A 23,126-nucleotide genomic window follows, 5' to 3' on the forward strand; every position below is an offset into this window, starting at 1 on the left:
GTGGCGAAAGCAACGGTCTCCTTGTGGTTTGAAAGGGGCGCGGAAGAAGCCGCCCGTTTCTATGCCGAAACGTTTCCGGACAGCGCGGTGGGTGCCGTACACCACGCCCCTGCCGATTTCCCTTCCGGCAAGGCTGGCGACGTGCTGACGGTGGAATTCACTGTGGCAGGTATTCCCTGCGTCGGTGTGAATGGCGGCCCCGCCTTCCCGCAAAGCGAAGCTTTCTCGTTCCAGATCATGACCGATACGCAGAAAGAAACCGACCGGCTCTGGAACGCGATCGTCGACAACGGCGGGCAGGAAAGCCAGTGCGGCTGGTGCAAGGACCGCTGGGGCCTGTCTTGGCAAATTACCCCGCGCGCCCTGACCGCCGCCCTGTCGGACAGTGACGCTGCGGCTGCCAAACGGGCAATGGAAGCCATGCTCGAGATGAAGAAGATCGATATTGCGGCGATTGAAGCCGCCCGTGCAGGATAGGCGGCAATGGAGCTCTACGGCCACCCCTTCTCTTCCTATACCTGGAAGGCCCAGATCGCGCTTTACGCCACCGGCACCGAACACGAATTTCGCATGGTCGACCAGGACCACCCGGACCATGCCGCCATCGTGCAATCGGCGCACCCCGCAGGCAAATTTCCCGTATTGCGCGACGGGGAAACGACGATTGTGGAAGCGACCGCCATCGTCGAATACCTCGCCGCCGTCCATTCTGGAAATTGTGCCCTGATTCCGCCCAATCCGCGTGACGCAGCCAATGCGCGAATGCTCGATCGCGTGTTCGACAATTACGTGATGGCGAACATGCAGCGAATTGTGAACGCGTGGCTCGCAACGCCCGGCAACCCCGATCCCACGGAAATCGCCGCCGGGCAGGCAGGATTACGCCGCGCCTATCTCTGGCTGGAGGACTGGCTTGCGGCAAACGCGCTGTCACCGCATGTGTCCCTCGTCACCTGCGCTGCTGCGCCGTCCCTGTTCTATGCCGATTGGGTGGAGTGTATTCCTGCCAACTGCCCACGCCTCGCATCCTTGCGCGCGGAGCTGCTGGCATTGCCCGAAGTCAGCCGATGCGTTGAAGATGCGCGACCCTACCGCGCGTTCTTCCCCCCTGGTGCCCCGGATCGCGACTGAAGCCTTTATCTAATATAACTAATTGAAAATTATATCTTTCCTACAAACCCACAACCGTGCTCCATTCTTTTCAAGGATGGTTCCAAAGCTCGGGTTGCGGACGCCACCGAGGGACTTGTCACGGAAGGTCACACATGAATTTGTTCTGGGACATGGCAACCTTTTGTTCCCGCTCGACAATGGAGGAGCGGACGCAGTCCACAACCGCGCCGGTCCGTGTCACTTTCCTCAGGCAGAATTCAGGCGAACGCAGTGGCCCGGCGCAACAGTTGGTACGCCTCGACCACTTTCTGCAACCGGGCCTCATGGCTGCGATCGCCGCCATTGCGATCCGGGTGATACTTGCGAACCAGCTGCGAATACCGTCGGCGCAGGCTCGAGCGGTCGGCATCGCCGCCCAATCCCATGACGTTCAGCGCCTCCCTCTCGCGCGGGGTAAAGCGCGTCCACTCATGACTGTTACCCTCCGCCCGTCTGCGGATGCCCGCGGCTCTCGCTCCGATGGCGTCGAGGGGGTCTATAAAGTCGGCCCAGCGCGGCACCCCGTCCACTCCGGCATCGGCACTGTAAATGCGACTGGCGGTTGCCCAGCCCGCTGCCGGGGATTGCGCGTGGAGAATCTCGTCCGCGCTCATCCCTTCAAAAAAATCGTACCCCGCATTGAATGCCCGCACATGATCGAGGCAGAAATACCGGTAGTCGCCCGGCCCGTCGAAACCAGCCGGGCGGTTGCCAGGCGCGCGAAATTCGCCCGGTTCATCACACTCAGGAGCCTCGCACAATCGCCCCCTGCTATCGAAACGCCCTTGGAACCTGCTGCCAGCCATCGCATTAGGATGGGGAATGAGTCCCTCAATGGGAACCCCCTAAGCCGAATTGGAGAAACAGATGGCCGGTCCCCTGCAACAGGAAATCGAAGCCCTGCTCACCGAAGCCTTCGCTCCGGACAGGCTCGAAGTCGTCAATGACAGTGCCAGCCATCGGGGCCACATGGGTGACGACGACAGCGGCGAATCCCATTTCACTGTGGTAATAGAAAGCGAATTGTTCACCGGAAAATCCCGGCTGGAGCGGCAACGGATGGTCAACCGCGCATTGGGTGACATTCCGGGCCAACGCGTCCACGCCCTGGCTATCAAGGCCAGCGCACCTGGCGAATAAGATCGGAGAAACCGAAATGACGATCATCCAGACACTCACGCCCGTGACTCACAATCTGGGCGATTTCCAGGTCAGGCGCGCCCTTCCCGCCCGCGAACGGACAATGGTCGGCCCGTTCATTTTCGTGGACCAGTTCGGCCCCAATAAACTCGATCCCGGCAAGGGCATGGATGTCCGCCCCCATCCCCATATCAATCTGGCCACTGTCACATGGCTGTTCGAAGGGGCAATCGATCATCGGGATTCGCTCGGCAGCTTTTCGACCATTCGCCCCGGCCAGGTAAACCTGATGACGGCGGGCAGCGGAATCGTCCATTCGGAACGGAGCCCTGCCGCAGAACGCGAGGCAGGACCCCATTTCTATGGGATGCAGACATGGCTGACGCTGCCTGACGGGCAGGAAGAAATCGCCCCGGCGTTCGAATGCAGGCAGGATCTGCCACTGGTTGAGGATCAATGCGTCACTGCCCGCATCGTCATGGGCGAACTATGGGGCAAGCGAGCCCCGACCACCACTTATGCCGATACGATCTATGCCGAAATCGTTCTTGGTCCGTCCGGCGCGCTTCCGATTGAAAACGCCGCGGATGAACGTGCGGTCATGCTGGTCGGCGGCGAGGCCAGTCTCGATGACCAGGCGCTTGAGCTTTACACCCTGACCGTGCTGAAGCCGGGCGAGGCGATGACCTTGCGCTCCGGCAAGGGCGGGCGGGTCATGCTGCTGGGCGGCGAAGCCTTCTCGACGAAGCGCCATGTGTGGTGGAACTTCGTCTCGAGTTCGCGCGATCGAATTCAGCAGGCGAAGGAGGATTGGATGGGCGGCATGTTCCCCAAGGTTCCCGGCGACGAGAAGGAATGGATTCCGATCCCGCAGACGCCCAAGACAGTCAGCTACCCCTGATCGTCACCATCGAACCAGGCCACCCACGCCCCATGGGCGTGGGCCTCGCCCAGTAACGTCCAGCCGCTGTCCTGTCCCGAGCCCCCGGCCCAGTAACGGGCCCGCAATTCATGGCGGTAGCTTTCGCGATTGGTTTCCAGCTGCACCCATGCGAGCGGTCGTTCGGCAGTAGCCGACTTGCCCGCGTCTTCCATGGCCCCCTCGATCCGCTTCCGCGTATCGGGAGGCAGATATTGCCACACGATCGAATGAAATAGCACGCGGGTAACGCCTGATTCCTGCGGCTCCGATAACCGCTTTTCCACCCACTCGCCCGCATCGGCGCGATCGACGACCGGCGCCTGCTCCGCCGCCAGGGCTATTGCCGCATCGATCCGCTCCATCCGCTTGGTCGCATCGGCCCACACATAGCTTTTGAGCCGTAAGACCGCCTGCGGATCGGTCAGCATGATTGGAGCAATATCACATCCCCGGATCGCCGTGATGCATACCGGCACATCCGGCGGTGGCGACCCGCGCCATTCGGGCGAAATACGCATCGGCGACCCCATATCGCCCGTACGCACTCCGCCGAGATCAAAGGCAAAGCGGTCCATCATCGTATTGGTACCGGCGCTCGCCCCGATTTCGTTCAACTCGAAACGCGGGCCCAGCCGTTGCACCAGCCAGAGCAGACCCGCCATGATGCCGGCAGACCGTCCTGCCTCGTTGGTCTGCGGCGGACCGTCCAGCCAATGCGACAGTTCCTCGTCATGATCGCGCACCACGGCCAGCAAAATCGCATCGACCGCCGACTGCTCCACCACCGCCCCTGCATAAACAGGTTCGAGCCGGGGCTCTGCCCCGCTCAGGTGCAAGCTATGGAAACCGCCAGCCAATCGCAGCGGCATCGCCTCTCCCCGCCGTACGTCCTGCCAGGATGCCATGCGCCGCCCACACAGCGTGTCACTCTCCATGATCGCCAGCAACGCCGTGACCACACGCCCAGTCACCGGGGCGTCGTTTCGACGGCAATACTCAGCCTGCCAGGAAATCGCGTCCCTTTGCGCCTGCATGTCACTTTTGCTGGCCATTCCGCCCTCCATCATGTTGCCCTTTGCCCTTACCCGGCCTAAATGCCCGCTCGCTATGACCAAGCCATTGATCTTTGCCGTGCCCAAAGGGCGAATTCTGGACGAGGCATTGCCTGTAATGGCAAGTGCCGGCATCGTTCCGGCGGCGGAGTTCCATGACAAGAAAAATCGTGCGCTGAGCTTCGCCACGGAAGACAGCGACATGCGCATCATCCGCGTCCGCGCGTTCGATGTCGCAACCTTTGTCGCCCATGGGGCCGCGCAAGTGGGCATCGTCGGATCGGATGTGGTTGAGGAATTCAATTATCCCGACCTTTACGCCCCCGTTGATCTGGACATCGGCCATTGCCGGCTTTCGGTTGCCGAACCTGTCGATGCAGCCAATGGTCAAGGCTCTCACACCAGTCACCTGCGGGTGGCGACCAAGTATCCCAATCTCACGCGGCGATATTTCGAGGGTCAGGGCATTCAGGCGGAATGCGTCAAGCTGAACGGAGCAATGGAACTGGCCCCAACGCTCGGGCTGGCCGGGCGGATTGTCGATCTCGTTTCGACCGGTCGCACACTGAAGGAAAACGGCCTTGTCGAAACGGCCGAGATCCTGCGTATTTCTGCCAGGCTCATCGTCAATCGCGCCGCGCTCAAGACCGATGACCGGGTCGGGGCATTGGTCGATGCGTTCCGTGCAGCCTGCCGCACCGGGGATGACGCCTGATGCAACGGCTTGCGACCTCCGATCCCGATTTCGAGGCCAAATTCGCGCGCCTCGTCGCTGACCGGCGGGAAAGCTCGTCTGACGTCGCCCAGACGGTTTCGACCATTCTGCATGAAGTGCGCGCCCGCGGCGATGCGGCGCTGGCCGACTATACCAAGCGGTTCGATCACTACACACTAGCCTCCGATGCCGACTGGCAGATTGCCCCGGATGCCTGCCGGGCTGCATTCGATGCCCTTGAACCCGGCCTTCGCGAAGCTCTCGAACTCGCAGCCGAACGCATTCGCGCCTATCACGCCGATCAACTGCCCGCGGATCGCGACTTCACTGATGCAGCAGGTGTCCGACTGGGTGCGAAATGGCGCCCTGTCGATGCTGCCGGGCTCTATGTTCCAGGCGGGCGGGCCGCTTATCCATCATCCCTGTTGATGAACGCCATCCCCGCCAAGGTGGCCGGGGTCGAACGCCTGGTCGTCACCACGCCGACTCCCGGTGGCGAAGTCAATCCGCTGGTACTGGCCGCCGCGCACCTTGCAGGCGTTGACGAGATCTGGCGCGTGGGCGGAGCACAGGCGGTCGCCGCGCTTGCCTATGGTACGGATCGCATTCGTCCTGTCGATGTCGTCACTGGCCCAGGTAATGCCTGGGTGGCAGAGGCAAAGCGCCAGCTTTTCGGGGTGGTCGGCATCGACATGGTCGCGGGCCCCAGCGAGATCCTCGTCATCGCGGACGGCAAGAACAACGCCGACTGGATCGCCGCCGATCTGCTCAGCCAGGCAGAACATGATCCGTCCGCCCAATCGATCATCATCACTGACGATGCCATTTTCGGTGAGCAGGTGGAAGATCGCGTCGATGTACAGTGTGCCATGCTCTCAACCGGAGCAACGGCACGCAAGAGCTGGGACAAACACGGCGTAATCATCATTGTCCGCGATCTTTCGGAAGCTCCGCGTCTTGCCAATGCCTTGGCCGCGGAACACGTGGAGATTGCAACCGACGATCCCGATGCATTGTTTGCCGATATTCGCCACGCCGGCAGCGTGTTCCTCGGCCGCCACACACCGGAAGCCGTTGGCGACTATGTCGCTGGCCCGAACCACGTTCTGCCGACCGGGCGGCGCGCGCGGTTCGCCAGCGGGCTTTCCGTGCTCGACTTCATGAAGCGGACCAGCTTCATCTCCGTCAGCGAAGAGGCCCTGCGCACGATCGGCCCAGCCGCCGCCGCGCTGGCAGAAGCCGAAGGGCTGCCAGCCCACGCGCGATCGGTACAGGAAAGATTGAAATGAAGGCTCCGAACCCCAAAACCCAAGCCCGCTCAGCCGCGCGGCTCGCCGCTGTGCAGGCCCTCTACCAGCAGCACATGGAGCCCTTGCCGCTCGCACGGCTGCTTGACGAATTCCACATGCACCGTCTCGGTGCTGAAGTGGATGGAGACCAGTTGGCCGATGCCGAAGTGGCCTTCTTCGATGACATCGTTCGCGGTGTGGAAGCGCGGCGCGAGGAAATTGACGAGCTGGTTCAGCAAAAGCTGGCCCAGAACTGGACTATTGCCCGCCTCGACAAGACAATGCTCCAGATTCTGCGTGCAGGAACCTACGAATTGCTTGCCCGGCGGGACGTCCCGACCGGCAGCGCAATCAGCGAGTATGTCGATGTCGCCCACGCGTTTTTTGACGAGCGCGAGGCGAAATTCGTAAACGGCGTGCTCGACGCGGTGGCAAAGGCCGCACGATAATTCGTTCTGCCGGTTCGGGCGCGGCAAAATCCGAGCTTGCGCAGCCTCGGAACGGCCCTGAGGATCGCCATGAATGAAAGCGATTTCATCCACGCTTTGCGCCAACTGGTGCGCCACCCCGGCGCGCAGAATCTGGACGACGATTGCGCGCTGCTTGAAATCGGGACCGAAACGCTGGTCCTGACGCATGACGCAATGGCAGAAGATGTCCACTTCATGGCGATGCAGGACCAGGCCGACGTCGCGTGGAAGCTGATCACCTGCAACATGTCCGACCTGGCTGCCAAGGGCGCGGAACCTATGGGCGTCCTGCTTGGCTACATGTTGGGGCCAGACGATGCCCGCTTTCTCGCAGGTCTGGAACAGGCGCTGACCGCTTTCGACGTTCCCTTGCTTGGCGGGGACACCATTGCCGGAAAAGATGGGCAGGTTCTGGGCCTTACGGCCATCGGTCGCGCCACCTGTCGCCCTGTGCCCACGCGGAGCGGGGCAAGACCAGGGGACATTCTCTACATCACCGGCCCGGTTGGAGCGGCCATGATGGGCTATGAAGCTTTGCGTGACGGCACCCCCGCCGACAGTTCGGCTTATCGTCGCCCGACCCCGCTTCTGGCTGAAGGTCAACTCCTCGCGCCCCATGCCCATGCCATGATGGACATTTCGGACGGGCTCCTGCTCGACAGTTGGCGCATGGCGAAAGCCAGCAATGTCACTATCGCCATTGATGCAGCCTCAGTCCCGGTCAATGCTCCGGAACACCGCCGGGCAGATGCATTGAGGTGGGGTGACGACTACCAGTTGCTCTTTGCCTTGGCGCCTGACTGTCAGCCACCTGTCCCGGCTCACGCGATCGGGCAAGTCCTTGAACAGGGCGCAGGCCTGCTTCTGATCGACGGTATAGCTGCCGAAGGTCCCGAAACGCTGGGCTACCAACACCAGCCATCTTCCTGAAAATACCGCTGATCCTTCTGTTCAGGGCTGTTTCATACACTTGGGCGGTTAGGGCTTGCGCCGCGCCCAACCGGCCTTAAGACTACCCGCTCTAATAAATATTCCGCGCAAAGCGGGGTCAATTCAATTGAGGAGGGATAGCGTGGACTTGGTAGTCATCGCAATTATTCTGGGGCTGCTGGCCATCGTGTATGGCTTTGTCACCAGCCGCCAGATACTCGGCGCTAGTGCCGGCAATGAAAAAATGCAGGAAATCGCATCGGCTATTCAGGAAGGTGCACAAGCCTACCTGAAGCGTCAATATACTACGATTGCCATAGTCGGTGTCGTGGTAGCCATCATTATCGCGGTGACGTTGAACACGGTATCCGCCACCGGCTTCATCATCGGCGCGATTCTCTCGGGCGTTGCCGGGTTCATCGGCATGAATATCTCGGTTCGCTCCAACGTGCGTACCGCCGCCGCCGCTCAGACAGGACTGCAGGAGGGGCTTACGCTCGCATTCCGTGCAGGCGCGATTACCGGCATGTTGGTGGCAGGCCTCGCCCTGCTCGCCATTGCGGTATTCTACTGGTATCTGATCGGTCCTGCTGGACATGCTGCCAACAGTCGCACAGTGGTCGATGGCCTTGTCGCCCTCGCTTTCGGTGCCTCGCTGATTTCCATCTTCGCTCGTCTCGGCGGCGGTATCTTCACCAAGGCTGCTGACGTCGGCGCCGACCTCGTCGGCAAGGTCGAGGCGGGAATTCCGGAAGACGATCCTCGTAACCCTGCCGTGATTGCCGACAACGTCGGTGACAACGTCGGTGACTGTGCAGGCATGGCTGCGGACTTGTTCGAAACCTATGTCGTTACGGTTGGCGCCACGATGGTTCTGACCGCGCTCCTGCTGAAGGGCACGGGCGATCTGCTTGAACCGCTGATGGCGCTTCCGTTGCTGATCGGCGGCGCATGCATCGTTACCTCCATCATCGGCACCTACTTTGTCCGTCTTGGCGGCGGCAGGAACGTGATGGGCGCGATGTACAAGGGCTTCCTTGTCACTGCCATTCTCTCCATCCCGGCGATCTGGTATGTCATGAATCTGGCGCTCGGTGACATTAATACCGCCATCGGCACGGCTGCGTTCACCGGAATGGACCTGTTCTGGTGCTCTCTGCTGGGTCTGGCCATCACCGGCCTGATCATCTGGATCACCGAATACTACACCGGCACGGGTTTCCGCCCGGTTCGCTCCATCGCCAAGGCTTCGGAAACCGGCCATGGCACCAACGTGATCCAGGGTCTGGCCATCAGCCTTGAATCGACCGCGCTGCCCACAATCGTGATCGTCACGGGCATCATCATTTCGTACTCACTCGCCGGTCTGATCGGCATCGCCTATGCGGCAACTGCAATGCTGGCGCTGGCTGGCATGGTCGTCGCGCTCGACGCCTATGGCCCTGTGACCGACAATGCCGGCGGCATTGCCGAAATGGCCGGTCTGGATGACAGCGTACGGGAAAAGACCGATCTGCTGGACGCAGTGGGCAACACCACCAAGGCAGTGACCAAGGGGTATGCTATCGGCTCAGCCGGCCTTGCTGCGCTGGTGCTGTTCGCAGCCTACACCACTGACCTTCGGGAATTCTTCCCGAACCTGACCGTCGATTTCAGCCTTGAAAATCCGTACGTCATCGTCGGGCTGCTGCTCGGCGCTCTGCTGCCTTACCTGTTCGGTGCAATGGGCATGACTGCGGTTGGCCGTGCGGCGGGCGATGTGGTCATGGACGTACGCGATCAGTTCAAGAACGACCCCGGCATCATGGCCGGTACTTCGAAGCCGAACTACGCCAAGACCGTGGACCTCGTAACCAAGGCAGCGATCAAGGAAATGATCATTCCGTCGCTGCTGCCGGTGCTGGCACCGATCGCGGTCTATTTCATCATCACCATGGTTGCAGGCCCAGCGAACGGCTTCGCCGCGCTCGGCGCCCTGTTGCTCGGTGTGATCGTCGGCGGGCTGTTCGTCGCCCTCTCGATGACTTCGGGCGGCGGCGCATGGGACAATGCCAAGAAGTACATCGAAGACGGCAACCACGGCGGTAAAGGTTCCGAAGCTCACAAGGCAGCAGTAACCGGCGACACGGTCGGCGATCCTTACAAGGACACGGCCGGACCTGCTGTCAATCCGATGATCAAGATCACCAATATCGTCGCGCTGCTTCTGCTCGCGGCGCTGGCCAGCCACGCTGCCGGCTAAACTGCAATTGCCGTTTACGGTGGTTACGGCCCCGCCCGGAAATATCCGGGCGGGGTTTTTCTTCGACGGTTAACGTCTGGACAGCAAAATTTTTCGGATCGGCAGGTGACTCGTTGACGGGCGGCGCGACGAGGAGCATGAGGAATTCATGCTGCTCGAACAAACGCCCGAACGGCTTGTCGCGGATCTCGTCCTCCTCCTCGACATGGAGCCGCGTGGCGCCAACCGGTTCGAAGGGCGACGTTACAAACTTACTCCGGGAAGACTGTTTGGCGGCCAGGTGATCGCTCAGGCACTGGCCGCGGCAGAACAGACGGTGCCGGACAACCGGGCTGCCCACTCGCTCCACGCGTACTTCCTGCGCTCGGGCTCCAGCGAATTGCCCGTCAGCTACATGGTGACCAACGATTTCGATGGGCGCAGCTTTTCCAATCGCCGCGTCGTCGCCAGCCAGCAGGGGGAGCCGATCCTCAATCTTACGGCTTCTTTCCATGTTCCCGAAACCGGAATGGAACATCAACGGCATCCCATGCCGGATGTTCCGCCTCCGGAAGATCTCGAACCGTTTGCCAATCAGTATGAGCGTTTTCGCCAAAAAGATGCCGACCGCAATCTGATGGCCGTCGGCAGACCTCGTTCCTTCGATCTCAGGATGGTGGAACCTCCATGCTGGCAGATCGAGGGTGCCGCCGAACCGGTCAATCATATCTGGATTCGGGCAGTTGCCCCCCTGCCTGACGATCCGCGCGTGCACCGGGCCGTGCTCGCCTATGCCAGCGATATGCACTTGCTGATGAGCTCGCTGCGCCCGCACGGCAAATCGATGTTCCGGGGGGAGGTACGCGGGGCGAGCCTGGATCACGCTATATGGTTTCACCAGCCCTTCCGGGCCGATGACTGGCTGCTTTACGTCACGGAAAGCCCCTGGGCCGGGAATGGCCGGGGCTTCGCCAGAGGGCAGGTCTTTAGCCGCGACGGACGATTGGTGGCCAGCACTGCGCAAGAAGGCGTGATCCGCGCGATATAAGGGCGCTTATCCCCCCTCCTCGGCAAGAGCTGCGGAACAATCCTCGCCATTACCGATTTCATTTATATCGGACCGGCTGGTTCCTTTCATCAAAGGACAGTCGGGCAAGTATGAACGCAAATGCGAGGTAACTTGACCATGTCGAACATTTTCAAGTCCCTGAAGGAAGATCACGACCGTCATCGCAAGATGCTGGAACAGCTGGGCGACACATCGGGCGACAGCGAAGAACGCCATGCGACTTTCAAAGCCTTCAAGGAGGAAGTTTCCGCTCACGCCGCAGCGGAAGAACAGTCGCTTTATTCCACGATGCTCGAATGCCCGGAACTGACCGAGAAAGGCCGCCATTCGGTGGCCGAGCACAAGGAAATCGACGACTTCATCGAAGAGTTGGAAGATACCGACATGAGCAGCCCCGGCTGGGCCGCGACGTTCAAGAAGATGCGTCATCGCTATGAACACCATATCGACGAGGAAGAGACGGAAATCTTCCCCGCCGCCCAGAAGGTGTTGAGCGGCAAGGTAACGAAGGAAATCAGCGGCGAATTCAACGAACGGAAAACTGCCGAACTGGAAGAGCAATAACGCTCATCCCCCGCCAGGGTGGTAGAAGTCGTACACCGTTTGCGCCACTGCCACACTGACACCGGGCGCCCGCTGCAAATCCTCCAATGAGGCGGCACGGACCTTCCCCGCCGTGCCGAAATGCAGCAGGAGCGCCCGTTTGCGCGCCGGGCCAATGCCCGGAATTTCATCCAGTGGAGAGGCGCTGATCGCCCGGCTGCGTTTCTGCCGGTGCGCACCGATGGCATAGCGATGCGCCTCGTCGCGGAGGCGCTGGAGATAGAACAGAACCGGAGAATTGAGCGGCAGAGTCTTTTCCCGCCCGTCGGGGAAATGGAACACTTCCCGCCCGGCGTTACGGTCTGGCCCTTTCGAAACCGCGACGAGAGGAACGTCTTCGATCCCCAATTCCTCCAACGTATCGCGCACGGATGACATCTGGCCCTTGCCGCCGTCGATCAACACCAGATCGGGCCATATCGCCCCTTCCTTTCCCTGCGTTTCGCGATCCGGATCTTCTTCCAACGCGCGGGAAAAGCGGCGTTCCATCACTTCGCGCATCATGCCGAAGTCGTCGTTCGACTGCGCCTGCCTGATATTGAACTTGCGATACTGGTTCTTGAGAAACCCTTCGGGCCCTGCGACAACCATGCCACCTACCGCCTTGGCACCTTGTATGTGGCTGTTGTCGTAGATTTCGATCCGCTGCGGCACATCGGGAAGCTCCAGAAACTCCGTCAGTTCGCGCAGCACTTTGGCCTGAGTCCCACGCTCCGCCATGCGTCGATCCAATGCTTCCTCCGCATTGCGGCTGGCCTGTTCGATCAATCGACGGCGATCGCCGCGTTGCGGCACGGAAATGGCCACTTTGTGCCCGGCGGACTTGGCCAACGCTTCGGCCAGCAATTCCCCATCGGCCAACGCGCGATCGACCAGCACCACAGGCGGCGGCGGGACTTCCTCGTAAAATTGCGCCAGCACGCCTGAGAAGACGGCTTCATCCTCCACGCCATCCGTATGCGCGGGGAAGAATGCCCGGTGGCCCCAATTCTGCCCCCCGCGAATGAAGAACGCCTGGATCGCGACGTGGCCGCCCTTTACCGCCATGGCGAAGACATCGGCATCGCCCACGCCTTGCGCATTGATCGCCTGGCTTCCCTGAATGAAGGTCGCGGCACGCAAACGATCGCGCAGCATGGCCGCACTTTCGAAATCGAGCGCCTCGGATGCCTGCTGCATCTGCCGTTCGATTTCCTGCTGGACAGCGCCGGACTTGCCGCCGAGAAAATCCTTTGCCTGGCGGACAAGGTCGGCATATCCCTGCTTGTCTATCCGGCCCACACAAGGCGCGGCACAGCGCTTGATCTGATAGAGCAGGCAGGGCCGATCCCGGCGGGCGAAGAAGCTGTCGGTGCAACTGCGCAAGAGGAACAGTTTCTGCAAGGCGTTGATGGTCGTGTTGACCGAACCCGCACTGGCGAATGGCCCGTAATAATTGCCCTTCGCCTTGCGCGCGCCGCGATGTTTCATGATCCGCGGAAAATCGTGGTCGGCACGCAGGAGAATGAACGGGAAGCTCTTATCGTCGCGCAGCAGGACGTTGTAGGGCGGGCGAAACCGCTTGATGAACTGCGCTTCGAGCAGCAATGCCTCGGCTTCGGAATTGGTCGTGACGATTTCCATCGTCCGGGTCTGGGCCACCATCCGCTGGAGCCGCAGCGGGAGGCGTTCCACCTGCGTGTAGTTGGCGACGCGATTTTTGAGCGCCCGCGCCTTGCCGACGTAAAGCACATCCCCCCGCGCATCGCACATGCGATAAACGCCAGGCTTCGGTTTCAATGTCGCCAGCGTTTCCCGGATCGCGGCAACACCCGCTTCGATGTCCGGCTGGGACGAGCGGACGGTGTAAGTCGCCCGTTCCTCGTTGAAACGTTCCGCACCGTTCGGGTGTGAAGGGGTTCCGGCAGGAGTCTTCGCCATGTCAGCGCCCCGCCGTCCGGCCACGCTTCAGGGCAAAGTTGACACACCTGACACTGTCCTGCGCAGGAACGCCCCTGCCCCCTCCCACCGCACAAAACCGCACGATGGAAAGGGAAGGCAGGCAATCGTCAGGTATGAAGGGGCGGATCGTCATTCGCCCCCTATGCCAAATGCAGGGCCGGTAGGAAAACCGCTTTCGACCGTGGGCCGTCAGAACATCTTCCTGATGTCGATCCCCACATAGCGCCCGGTCGGGTCGCGATAGTCGGCCTGATAGCTCAACGGCACGGTGCCGTTTGCATCGGTAACGCGCTGGCGGGAATCGAAGATGTTATCCAACTGGAAGGAAACGCGCAGCCCCTTGAAGAACGGCGACGCAGCGACGAGCCGTTGCTGTTGCCCAAGATCGGCGAATACCCGCAGGTTGAGCACGAACGTGCTACCGAAGCGCAAGTCCGAGCTGCCCGGCAGGCCGCTGCCATTGACATGCACCGGCGCCGTATAGCTTCCCCTCAGGCGCATACCGAAGCCCCTGTAAAAGCCACCGCCTTCCATCTCGATGGCATGACGCGCAACGCCGCCATCGCTCAGCGCATCACCGTCGAGCAGATCCAGCACGGGGCCGCCCGATGCGATCGTTACCGTCTCGTCGAAACGCACCGTATGATACACGGCCAGATTCCAGCGGCCTTTGCCATCCTGCCGTCTGCCCGGCATTCTCATGGCCGATGCGTCATGGCCGCCCGAACCGGCGCGATCACCACCGCCGGCACCTCTTCCGCCGGGGCCCCTGCCACTTCCCCGGCCGCCTTGCCCCGCATCGGATTCCGGCGCGGCCTTGCCGAATTCGCCGGACAGATTGATGCCGTAACGCAGATGGCTGCTTTCCATCCGCTCGTAAGTCACCGGCCGACGGTCAATCGCCACGAGTTGTCCTGTGGCGTCCCGCACGACACGATCGGGGAATGCCGCCTCGATGGTGGGAGTCAGGACCGGGAAAGCCGCCGTGACATCGTCCGACCGGTTATGGAAATATTCGGCCACGAGGCTGGATCGGGAAAGGAATGGCAACTGCCAATTGGCAGAAAGCTTGATGTCCCGGCGCTTCTCCTTGCTCAGGTCGGGGTTGCCCCCGGTCGTGACTGTCACCAGCGCGGTTTCGCCGCGCGTGAAGTCATAGACCGACACATTGAACGACTGGACCTGCGGATTGCCCAGATCCGTCAGGCTGGGCGCGGCATCTTCCGCGATATAGCTGGCCTGCAAGCTCAGGCTCTCAGTCGGCGACCAGGTCAGCCCGGCATTCCAGTTGGTCAGCGTGCCGAAATCCGACAGTTCATTGATGCCCGCCGTGAAATTCAGCGACAGGTCGCCGATTGCATCGAGTACCCCTTCCCTGCGGCTGGCAATAGGCAGGCCGATATTCAGTCCGGTGTTGAAATCGTTGCGATTAAGGTTGGTCCGCCCGTTCACCCGGCTGTCCCTGCTATCGATACCGGTATAGTCGAACCCGGCCGACAGCGTGAAGCTGGCTTCCCCTGCGGGCAGGCGCAATGGGCTGCCCACCAGAGTCAGCTTGTTGGAGAGGGAATCGTTCGTCACCCTTGCTTCGTCACGACCGGCATCGGGCAACGCCGGGAGCGGTCCATCGATGGCGAGCAACCCCGCCGCTGCGTCCGCGACCAGCCCGCTTGTATCCGCGCGCCGGTCGATTTGAGTCGTCGTCTCGCCATGGCTGCCGTCGACCGTGGCGGTGAGTTGCCATGCGCCGAGCGGCTTGTTGAGCGTAACGCCAGCCTCGAAAGTGTCGCTTTGCGTCGTACGGGTCAGCGCCCCTGCCAGACTGCGCCGCTCGGATGAGCCGTCCGGCGCTGTCAACGTCACCATGTTCAGCCCTGCCAGCGAGCGGGAATCATCGCGCGTATATGTGCCATTGATACTCAACTGGCCGTCCGCACCTTCCTCGCCCAGCCCGGTCGACCAGGTCGCTTCGGCGGTGATATCCCGGCTGTCGGCGACCAGCGAACGGTAACCCGCCGGGTCCGGATCTCCCGCAACAGTGGGGATATTGCTGTCGGATTGGCGAACCTTGCGTTCCGCCTCCGTCAGCATGGAGGTGTCGGTCGCCTTGACCGAGATGTTCAGCCGCCGGGGACCGTCGATCTTCAGAATCGAGCCTTCCAGCTCCGTGTCGAGATACCCGCCCCGCGTCGGGCCGTTGTATTCGCCGGCCACGGTCTTGCTGCTGAAATTCGGCTTGAGGATGAAATTGACCACCCGCTGGTCGGCCGGATAGCCGTAACGCAGGGCGACTTCCTCCGGCAGAATCTCCACCTTGCGGACCGCTTCGGGCGGATAGTTGCGCATTTCGCGGAAGCTGGAAACGCGTTGCCCGTTAACGAGAATCACCGGGTGCCCCCCACCTCTTCCTCGTCCCGACGACACTTGCGGTGACAGGGCATCCAGCAGTTCGGACAGGGAGCTTACGCCGTAGGCGGCAATATCCGCTTCCTCCAGTTCAGCGACCGGAGGCTGCGGTGCATCGACCGAGCCGGGATAGCGCCCGGCAATGACGACGATCTCTTCGGGATTCGCGGCTTCATCGTCCAACTGGACGGATTGCGCCAGAGCAGGCGTTGCCGGAACGAGTGCCAGCAGAGACAAGGTAATGGAGCGCAAGTTGGCAGTCCTCAAAATAAATCAAGCCAGTGGCCGGTTCGCCCCTTCCCCTTGGCGGCTAACTGGCGTGCTTCCACGCAACGCACAAGCCGGAACCATGTAACAAAATGTCGCACTGCTTTTGCCCTCCTGCGGGCGATGCTGCTTTTCTTTGCTTTTTACCGGTTCCGCCGCTATGGCGCGCGGCCATGACAAACAATGGACACGGAATTTAAGCGCCCATGGCGAAAGAAGAACTCCTCGAAATGCGCGGCCGGGTAGTCGAATTGCTGCCAAACGCGATGTTCCGGGTCGAGCTCGAAAACGGCCATGAAATTCTCGGTCACACTGCAGGAAAGATGCGCAAGAACCGCATCCGCGTGCTCGTGGGTGACGAGGTGCTTGTGGAACTGACTCCATACGATCTGACCAAGGGCCGCATTACCTACCGCTTCATGCCCGGTCGGGGCGGCCCGGGGCCGTCTTAAGCTTGGCGGGCGTGACGGCGCCCTCCCTCATCCTCGCATCGGCCAGCCCACGGCGGCGGGAACTACTCGCCCGTCTCGGGGTCGAGCCTGCACGCGTGGGTGGTGCGGATATCGACGAAACCCCGCACAAAGGGGAACTACCCCGCGATTATGCGCGGCGCATGGCCCGTGAAAAGGCGTTGGCTGCGGCAGACGATTCCGCATTCGTACTGGCAGGCGACACGGTCGTGGCCTGCGGCCGCCGGATATTGCCCAAGGCGGAGGACGAGGCCACTGCACGCCACTGTCTGGATCTGCTGTCGGGTCGGCGGCATCGGGTATTGTCGGCCATCGCCCTGCGCGCGCCGGATGGCACGCTGCGCGAACGGCTGAGCGAAACGCAGGTCCGGTTCAAGTCGTTGTCGCAAGAAGAAATCGCATCCTATCTCGCAGGGGGCGAATGGCATGGCAAAGCCGGTGGTTACGCCATTCAAGGTTCAGCCGAAGGCTTGATCGTCTGGATACAGGGCAGCCATTCCGGCGTAGTCGGCCTCCCCCTGTTCGAAACACGCGCGCTGCTCAAGGCGGCAGGATTTGCTCTTGGCTGAATGGCTGGTCGAAGACGGGATCGCGGAACAACGCGCGATCCGCGTCGCTGACGACCAGATCGTTGCCGCACGTCTTCATTGGCCGGGCAGCCTCACTGCCGGGCAAATCGAAGATGCGCAGCTTGTCTCCCGCATGGCGGGCAGCGCACGCGGCACGGCTCGTTTCGCCAGCGGCGAAGAAGCCCTGGTCAGCAAGTTGCCCAAAGGCGCAAGCGAAGGGGCTCCGATCCGGCTGGAAGTGACCCGCGCGGCTATTGCCGAGGCTGGCCGCAACAAGCTGGCCCAAGCGCGCCCAACGCAAAAGGCACCGTGCGGCGCACCTGACCTTGTCGCCCTGCTGGAAGCCGAAGGGTATGACGTAAAGCGCGTCCACCGCTTCCCCGTTACCGGCTGGGAAGAAGTGACCGGCGAGGCATTCGCCCGCTCAGTCGCGTTCGATGGCGGCGAGCTTCACCTTTCTCCCACACCTGCAATGACCCTGATCGACGTGGACGGCGCACAGCCTCCGCGTCAGCTTGCGCTTGCCGCCGTGCCCGCAATCGCTTCAGCATTACATCGATTGGACATTGCCGGTTCGGTCGGAATCGATTTCCCTACGCTGCAAGACAAAGCTGACCGGCGGGCGGTCGATATCGCGCTGGAGAAGGCATTGGCCGACTTCCCGCATGAGCGCACGGCAATGAACGGATTCGGTTTCGTCCAGATCATATCGCGGCTCGATCGCCCCTCGATTCTGCAACGTCTGGCGCACAATCGTGTCGCCGCAGCAGCCAGGCTGCTGTTGCGTCAGGCTGAGGGGATTGCCGATCCCGGCGCGATATTGCTCACCTGCCATCCCGGGGTGAAAGCGAAGTTGCAGCAAAGCTGGCTGGATGAACTGGCCCGGCGGACCGGGCGTGAAATCCGGGTGCAAACCGACCCGGCCCTTGCACTGGAAGGCGGCTTCGCGCAGGCCGTGCCGTTATGAACGACCGGCCCAAACAGAAACTCTGCCCGATCTGCAAGAAACCGCGCGTCGAACAATACACGCCGTTCTGCTCCACCCGCTGCCGCGACCGCGACCTCGCCCAATGGTTCACGGATGGCTATGCCCTGCCCGGCCCACCTGCGATGCCGGAAGATCTCGACAAAGGGGAATAATTCCCCCTTGCCAAGCCGCGCCGAGCGCGCCATAGGCGCGACCTCCAACCGCTCGCGGGTTCTTTCGAACCCTTGCCGTAGCGACGCCCAGGTAGCTCAGTTGGTAGAGCATGCGACTGAAAATCGCAGTGTCGGTGGTTCGATTCCGCCCCTGGGCACCATTTCCCGAGATCAGCCTCGCCGAAGCATGGGAAGCCCGCAACGCTGCACACAGATCCTTGGCATCCGGAGGCGATCCTTGCCGAGAAAAGCAACGGGCCGCGTTTCTGGACCCGAAGCAATTCGGGGACCTGCTCCGGGCAATCGATGGCTACAACGGGAGCTTCAGCACCAAATTTGCTTTGGCTGTTGATTTTCGCTGAGACCTGACCCCGCACTGAGGGATATTTCCACCCGGAATTGACCCATGTTTGAACCATCCCTGCTTGTTTCCAGCAGGGGATATGGAGTGATCGACATGGCGTGATTGAGTGTGATCCGACGCTGGCATTTTCGGAAGTAGAGACCAGCCACCTCAATAGCCGGAGGAAAGCGCCCCACCATTCTCCAATCGGTAAATGTGGTGAAGGACAATTATGCGGACCGACCAATTAGCGCAACCGAGCGGCCTGGTTGCGGACGCCCCAGCGAACAGCGGCAAAATTCGGCAACGACTGCATCCATCAATCTCGCAGTATCGCCCGATTTCTTCTTCGAGGAGGAAAGCGCCCTCTTGTTAATTGTACGGTGACGTGCGAATAAATTCCCATCACACTATAGTTCGAGAGGAACTGCGATGACCCGTGCCCTTCTTCCTGCCATTGCCCTGATGATGCTCGCACCGACGGTTGCTTTCGCAGGCGATGCAACGGCGGCACATTATTCGACCAGCACAACCACCATCGGCACCCTGCTTGACGACCCCGCCGCCAAGGCAATCGTTGAGAAGAACATTCCCGGCATGACGACCAGTGCCCAGATCGACATGGCCCGCGGCATGACGCTGAAGGACATTCAGCAGTATTCGTCCGATCAGGTAACGGATGCCAAACTTGCCGCAATCGATGCAGAATTGGCGGAACTGCCTGCGACGAACTAATTTCGCCTGTTTTCGCTGCCCGCGGTCAGCGCCCGAATGGACGAGGCCGGGGATAGACACTCCGCCCTCTGTTTCGGATCTTCGTTTGAGGACAGCCGATGACCAGTAGCCGCAAGACGGTTTTCCTCACAGGCGCCACCGGCAACATGGGGCGTGAAGCGGTCAGGCGCATTGCAGCGCGTGGCGATGTCAAACTGCGCGTGCTGGTCCGGCCGGGGGAGCGGAACCACCCGGTCGTTCGAAACATCCAGCGGAGGGCGCTCGCCGATATCGTCTGGGGGGATCTGACCGATCCCGTAGTGATCCGAGAATGCGTCTCCGGCGCGGACATCGTGCTTCACGTCGGCGGGCTGGTTTCGCCGCTCGCTGACCGGCTACCGCCAGAGCAGGTTTCGGCAGTGAATGTCGGGGCGGCGCGCAACATCGTCGACGGGATCGTAGCGTCCGGCGGCGCCGAACGAACACGGCTCGTCTATATCGGTACTGTGGCCGAAACCGGTAGCCGCAACGCGCCGATCCATTGGGGGCGCACCGGCGATCCGATCAAGATCAGCGCTTACGACCATTACGCCGTCACCAAGACACAGGCCGAAGCGATCGTGGCGGAAAGCGGTATCCGCCGGTGGGTTTCACTGCGCCAGAGTGGCATGGCCCATTTCGAGATGTGGAAGATCGTCGATCCGATCATGTTCCACAATCCGCTGAACGGCGTGTTCGAATGGTCAACCGCCAACGACAGTGGCCGTCTGATGGCCGCGCTGTGCTCCGACGACATACCCGAAGCGATATGGCGCGGATTTTACAACATCGGCGGCGGTGCAAAATCCCGCGTGGTCAATCATGAATTCATGGCCGCGAACATGTCGCGCTATCGTGAAATCCTGCGCCCTCACTGGTTCGCAACACGCAATTTCCATGGCCAATGGTATTCGGATTCCGACAAGCTGGAAGCGCTCGTGCCGTTTCGGGAGCAGTCGCTCGACGCCTTTATGGCCGAAGCCCCACGCCATACGCCATGGCTTGTCCGTACACTTCCGAACCTGCTTCCCGGCGTCGCGCGCAAACGGATCGAAGCAATGGCCGAGGGCGAAGGCGGAACGCTCCACTGGTTCGCGAGCAACGACGAGGCGAAGATACGCGCCTATTTTGGATCACGCACTGCGTGGGAGGCCATTCCGCGAGACTGGGACACATTTCCCTTTGCTTCACCATCGCGTGAACCCGTCCTGCTCGATCACGGGTACGACGAAACCCGCCAGCCGCAGGATTGGACCGGCGATGATCTTGCTGCGGCGGCAGTGTTTCGAGGCGGTGTCTGCCACGACACCATGCCCGAGAGCCCCTTCACCCCGATCGAATGGAATTGTGCGAACGGGCATCGCTTCGCCATGTCGCCCAATCTCATGCTGAAAGGTGGTCACTGGTGCCCGGATTGCATGATTAACCCTTCGAGCTACGACGAGACAGCCCGGCGGAGCCCCTTCTTCGCCCAGGTCTGGACCGAAGAGCGAGACGCCTGATAGGCAAACCTGTCGCGCAGACGCGATACGCGGGGGCGAAACCCAACCGGACCATTGGTCACTGCCGCGTATTACGGCACGAGCCCCATCGACCGGAGGCGCACTTTCAAACGCGCGGCACACTTGCGCGCCCCGGATACTATCCATGCGCATGCCAAAGATCAGTCGATGCCCGCAGAGCCGCCAGGTTCGAGGTGCACTGAAGCGACCACCTCAATGCACGCCGAAAGGCAGTGGAACACTGGAATATACTGATCGCTTCGGAAAAATTTTTAGGTGTATTCACCTATATTTGATGTAACCAACAGCATTATCACCCATAATTTTGTGTGTGTTTCGTAAAATTTCAGCGGCCTGCACGCTTGACACAAGGTCAATTTACATAGTTAACCAAAATAACCTTGTGGCGTAAAGACCGCTTGCAAATATCGCTGGGATGGGGTTTCTTGGGGGTATATGAAACAACCAGTCGCTGTTGCGGGTATTTTTGCGTGAAACAGTATCAGGTCTGCTTATATGAAAAATAAAATTGCAGAGGACAAATCCGTTCCATTAAATCCTGATGGGTGTTCAATATTTTACAGAAATTTATATTCTTTAGATCATCGCGTGATCCATTGAATGGATGCAATGAATCTGCATTTCTGCAAACCATAGCGATATATTAGGGAAATTTCCCTTACTTAATATAATATTACCATGATATTTTTGATATGCGTCAATTATTTCTCATGGTTGAGACTGTTTAGTGTTTCCGTAATATTCGAACTCTAACAAGTTAACTTATGGATCGTGGCGTTAACCCCTGACTTCGCGGGTGGCGTCGTTCTTGGGCAAAGGGGCAATCGAAATGAAGAGTGTGTCGAGCAAAAGCCGGGCTCGCCTGCTGACCACAGTCGGCGGGGCAATTGTTGCATCAATCGCTATCACACCCGCGCACGCGGCAGATACGACCGTCAATTCCGATGGCACGCTGGCTACTGTCACGGGCTATGTCGACGTTGATTCCATTCTCAACAACGCGGGCGCGATTGACTCGAACGCCAACGGTTCCTTCAATGGTGTGGCCCAGACCGTCAGCCCGACAACGGCGACAACCATCACCGTGACTGGCAACGATGTTACCGCAACGTCCTTCGGCAACAATTTCGACAACCTGATCGACCTGACCACGATCGACAACGACGGCCTCAATGATGGTGCCGGCTCGCTGGGTTACACGATCAACACGAGTGTCGTCACCGGCACGGCGAGTGGTAACGACATCGGGGCTGACCTCGACAATTTCGCTATCGGCAGCGTTCTGGTCGGAGGCAACAGCATCGACGCCAACGCGACCGGCAACAACGGCAGCACCACACTGTCCGGTTCGATCCCCGATACATATTCGTCGACTGCAACCGGTTCCTCCTCGATCGACACCAATGGCGTCGACGACATGCTCTATGCGGAAGGCAGCCTGGTCGCCAGCACCCTGCAGATAAAGCGAGCGAACTCGATCACGGCCACGGCTGACGACAACGATATCGGGCTGAACCTGATCAGCACGCAGGAGAATGACATTCTCGCAGCCCCGGCCGTTGACGGCAACAGTGTCGGCGCCACGGCAAAGGGTAACAGCTCCGCCACCACGATCGACATTCAGTCCGGCGACGCGCCGACCTTCACCGGCAGCGCAGTGGTCACCAACCGGCAACATACGAGCTCCGGCGTTCTTAACATTTCCGACGTGACGGCACTCAATAACGATACCCGGATCGTTGCGACGCTCGATGCGGATTCCCCGTTCTTGAACACGCTGGAAGGCAGCCTCTCGGTTGACGGCAACACCGTCAGTTCCAGCGCCAGCGGTAACGAAGCGCTGGGCACGACTACGGGCCAGGCGGGCAACCGTATCCTTCTGGCCGATGGCATGTCCTTTGCCGGAACCAGTTCCACCACCGCATCGGTGGATTCTACCCATGATGCCGGCATCGTGTCGAGCGATGCCCAGGCCGATCTGGTCATTCACAACAATCAGAGCAATGTGGCGCTGACCAACAGCCCCCGCATGGAAATCGGGGCCACGACGAGCGCCAGTGTGATCGGCGCTGACGTACAGGCGATTGATGGCGGCTCGATCTCTATTTCCGACAACGCTTCGACCGCGACTGCCAGCGGCAACGCTGCCAG

General features: G+C 60.7%; 22 protein-coding genes and 1 tRNA gene. 19 read left to right on the plus strand and 4 right to left on the minus strand.

Translation table 11 applies throughout. The features are described from left to right. Positions 1-477, plus strand: a complete 477-nt coding sequence (locus MB02_RS15670; RefSeq protein WP_235829548.1) for a VOC family protein — start codon at positions 1-3, stop codon at positions 475-477. Between the two features lie 6 nt (positions 478-483). Continuing rightward, complete coding sequence (locus MB02_RS15675; protein ID WP_067539926.1) at positions 484-1,131, plus strand: glutathione S-transferase family protein; 648 nt, start codon at positions 484-486, stop codon at positions 1,129-1,131. 239 nt (positions 1,132-1,370) lie between these two features. Here the strand turns inward: MB02_RS15675 and MB02_RS15680 are convergent, their stop codons facing one another. Next, positions 1,371-1,958 (minus strand): J domain-containing protein, encoded by a 588-nt coding sequence (locus MB02_RS15680; protein ID WP_067539929.1) that lies wholly within the window; start codon positions 1,956-1,958, stop codon positions 1,371-1,373. 61 nt (positions 1,959-2,019) lie between these two features. On the opposite strand from MB02_RS15680, the gene MB02_RS15685 reads away from it, so the two are divergent. Further along, positions 2,020-2,292, plus strand: a complete 273-nt coding sequence (locus MB02_RS15685) for a BolA family protein (RefSeq protein ID WP_067539932.1) — start codon at positions 2,020-2,022, stop codon at positions 2,290-2,292. A gap of 16 nt (positions 2,293-2,308) precedes the next feature. Continuing rightward, positions 2,309-3,193: a pirin family protein gene (locus tag MB02_RS15690; protein ID WP_067539936.1), complete on the plus strand. Its 885-nt coding sequence runs from the start codon at positions 2,309-2,311 to the stop codon at positions 3,191-3,193. Here MB02_RS15690 and MB02_RS15695 read toward each other — a convergent pair. Beyond that, positions 3,184-4,266, minus strand: a complete 1,083-nt coding sequence (locus tag MB02_RS15695; protein ID WP_067540001.1) for a DUF2332 domain-containing protein — start codon at positions 4,264-4,266, stop codon at positions 3,184-3,186. The two genes, MB02_RS15690 and MB02_RS15695, sit on opposite strands and share 10 nt — an antisense overlap. 55 nt (positions 4,267-4,321) lie before the next feature. On the opposite strand from MB02_RS15695, the gene hisG reads away from it, so the two are divergent. The 7 genes from hisG (at position 4,322) to MB02_RS15730 (ending at position 11,524) form a co-directional block, all read left to right on the plus strand. Continuing rightward, positions 4,322-4,981 carry an ATP phosphoribosyltransferase gene (hisG, locus tag MB02_RS15700; protein WP_067539940.1) on the plus strand — a complete coding sequence of 220 codons (660 nt, stop codon included), beginning with the start codon at positions 4,322-4,324 and terminating at the stop codon, positions 4,979-4,981. Next, complete coding sequence (gene hisD / locus MB02_RS15705) at positions 4,981-6,270, plus strand: histidinol dehydrogenase (RefSeq protein ID WP_067539943.1); 1,290 nt, start codon at positions 4,981-4,983, stop codon at positions 6,268-6,270. The genes hisG and hisD overlap by 1 nt, the downstream gene beginning before the upstream one ends. Then, positions 6,267-6,719, plus strand: a complete 453-nt coding sequence (gene nusB, locus MB02_RS15710; protein WP_067539947.1) for a transcription antitermination factor NusB — start codon at positions 6,267-6,269, stop codon at positions 6,717-6,719. The genes hisD and nusB overlap by 4 nt, the downstream gene beginning before the upstream one ends. A 69-nt stretch (positions 6,720-6,788) precedes the next feature. After that, on the plus strand, positions 6,789-7,670 hold the full coding sequence (gene thiL, locus MB02_RS15715) for a thiamine-phosphate kinase (protein ID WP_067539951.1): 882 nt from the start codon (positions 6,789-6,791) through the stop codon (positions 7,668-7,670). Between the two features lie 142 nt (positions 7,671-7,812). Beyond that, positions 7,813-9,912, plus strand: a complete 2,100-nt coding sequence (locus MB02_RS15720; protein ID WP_067539954.1) for a sodium-translocating pyrophosphatase — start codon at positions 7,813-7,815, stop codon at positions 9,910-9,912. Between the two features lie 148 nt (positions 9,913-10,060). Then, positions 10,061-10,939, plus strand: coding sequence for an acyl-CoA thioesterase (locus tag MB02_RS15725; protein ID WP_067539957.1), 879 nt, complete (start codon positions 10,061-10,063; stop codon positions 10,937-10,939). A 138-nt stretch (positions 10,940-11,077) separates the two neighbouring features. Beyond that, a complete protein-coding gene (locus MB02_RS15730) occupies positions 11,078-11,524 on the plus strand; it encodes a hemerythrin domain-containing protein (protein ID WP_067539961.1) in 447 nt (148 codons plus the stop codon). A 3-nt stretch (positions 11,525-11,527) separates the two neighbouring features. Here the strand turns inward: MB02_RS15730 and uvrC are convergent, their stop codons facing one another. Both uvrC and MB02_RS15740 read right to left on the minus strand, forming a co-directional pair. Then, positions 11,528-13,483, minus strand: a complete 1,956-nt coding sequence (gene uvrC / locus MB02_RS15735) for an excinuclease ABC subunit UvrC (protein WP_067539965.1) — start codon at positions 13,481-13,483, stop codon at positions 11,528-11,530. Positions 13,484-13,693: 210 nt separating this feature from the next. Further along, a complete protein-coding gene (locus tag MB02_RS15740; RefSeq protein WP_170304764.1) occupies positions 13,694-16,162 on the minus strand; it encodes a TonB-dependent receptor domain-containing protein in 2,469 nt (822 codons plus the stop codon). A 221-nt stretch (positions 16,163-16,383) separates the two neighbouring features. Here MB02_RS15740 and infA point away from each other — a divergent pair, with 221 nt between their 5' ends. The 8 genes from infA to MB02_RS15780 all read left to right on the plus strand — a co-directional run. After that, on the plus strand, positions 16,384-16,629 hold the full coding sequence (gene infA, locus MB02_RS15745) for a translation initiation factor IF-1 (protein WP_067539972.1): 246 nt from the start codon (positions 16,384-16,386) through the stop codon (positions 16,627-16,629). An 11-nt stretch (positions 16,630-16,640) separates the two neighbouring features. Continuing rightward, positions 16,641-17,216, plus strand: a complete 576-nt coding sequence (locus MB02_RS15750) for a Maf family protein (RefSeq protein WP_067540004.1) — start codon at positions 16,641-16,643, stop codon at positions 17,214-17,216. Further along, entirely contained in the window at positions 17,209-18,183 is a 975-nt protein-coding gene (locus MB02_RS15755; protein WP_067539976.1) for a ribonuclease E/G, read from the plus strand. Before MB02_RS15750 ends, MB02_RS15755 begins: the two co-directional genes overlap by 8 nt. After that, positions 18,180-18,356, plus strand: coding sequence for a DNA gyrase inhibitor YacG (locus MB02_RS15760; protein ID WP_067539980.1), 177 nt, complete (start codon positions 18,180-18,182; stop codon positions 18,354-18,356). The genes MB02_RS15755 and MB02_RS15760 overlap by 4 nt, the downstream gene beginning before the upstream one ends. 85 nt (positions 18,357-18,441) lie before the next feature. Beyond that, positions 18,442-18,517, plus strand: a tRNA-Phe gene (locus tag MB02_RS15765). A gap of 614 nt (positions 18,518-19,131) precedes the next feature. Continuing rightward, positions 19,132-19,434, plus strand: a complete 303-nt coding sequence (locus MB02_RS15770) for a hypothetical protein (RefSeq protein WP_067539984.1) — start codon at positions 19,132-19,134, stop codon at positions 19,432-19,434. Between the two features lie 98 nt (positions 19,435-19,532). Beyond that, on the plus strand, positions 19,533-20,954 hold the full coding sequence (locus tag MB02_RS15775) for an NAD-dependent epimerase/dehydratase family protein (RefSeq protein ID WP_067539986.1): 1,422 nt from the start codon (positions 19,533-19,535) through the stop codon (positions 20,952-20,954). A gap of 850 nt (positions 20,955-21,804) precedes the next feature. Further along, the coding region (locus tag MB02_RS15780) for a beta strand repeat-containing protein (protein ID WP_206598604.1) at positions 21,805-23,126 on the plus strand (1,322 nt) is incomplete at its 3' end.

Source organism: Croceicoccus estronivorus (genome assembly GCF_001625325.1).
In the GTDB taxonomy this organism is placed as follows: domain Bacteria; phylum Pseudomonadota; class Alphaproteobacteria; order Sphingomonadales; family Sphingomonadaceae; genus Caenibius; species Caenibius estronivorus.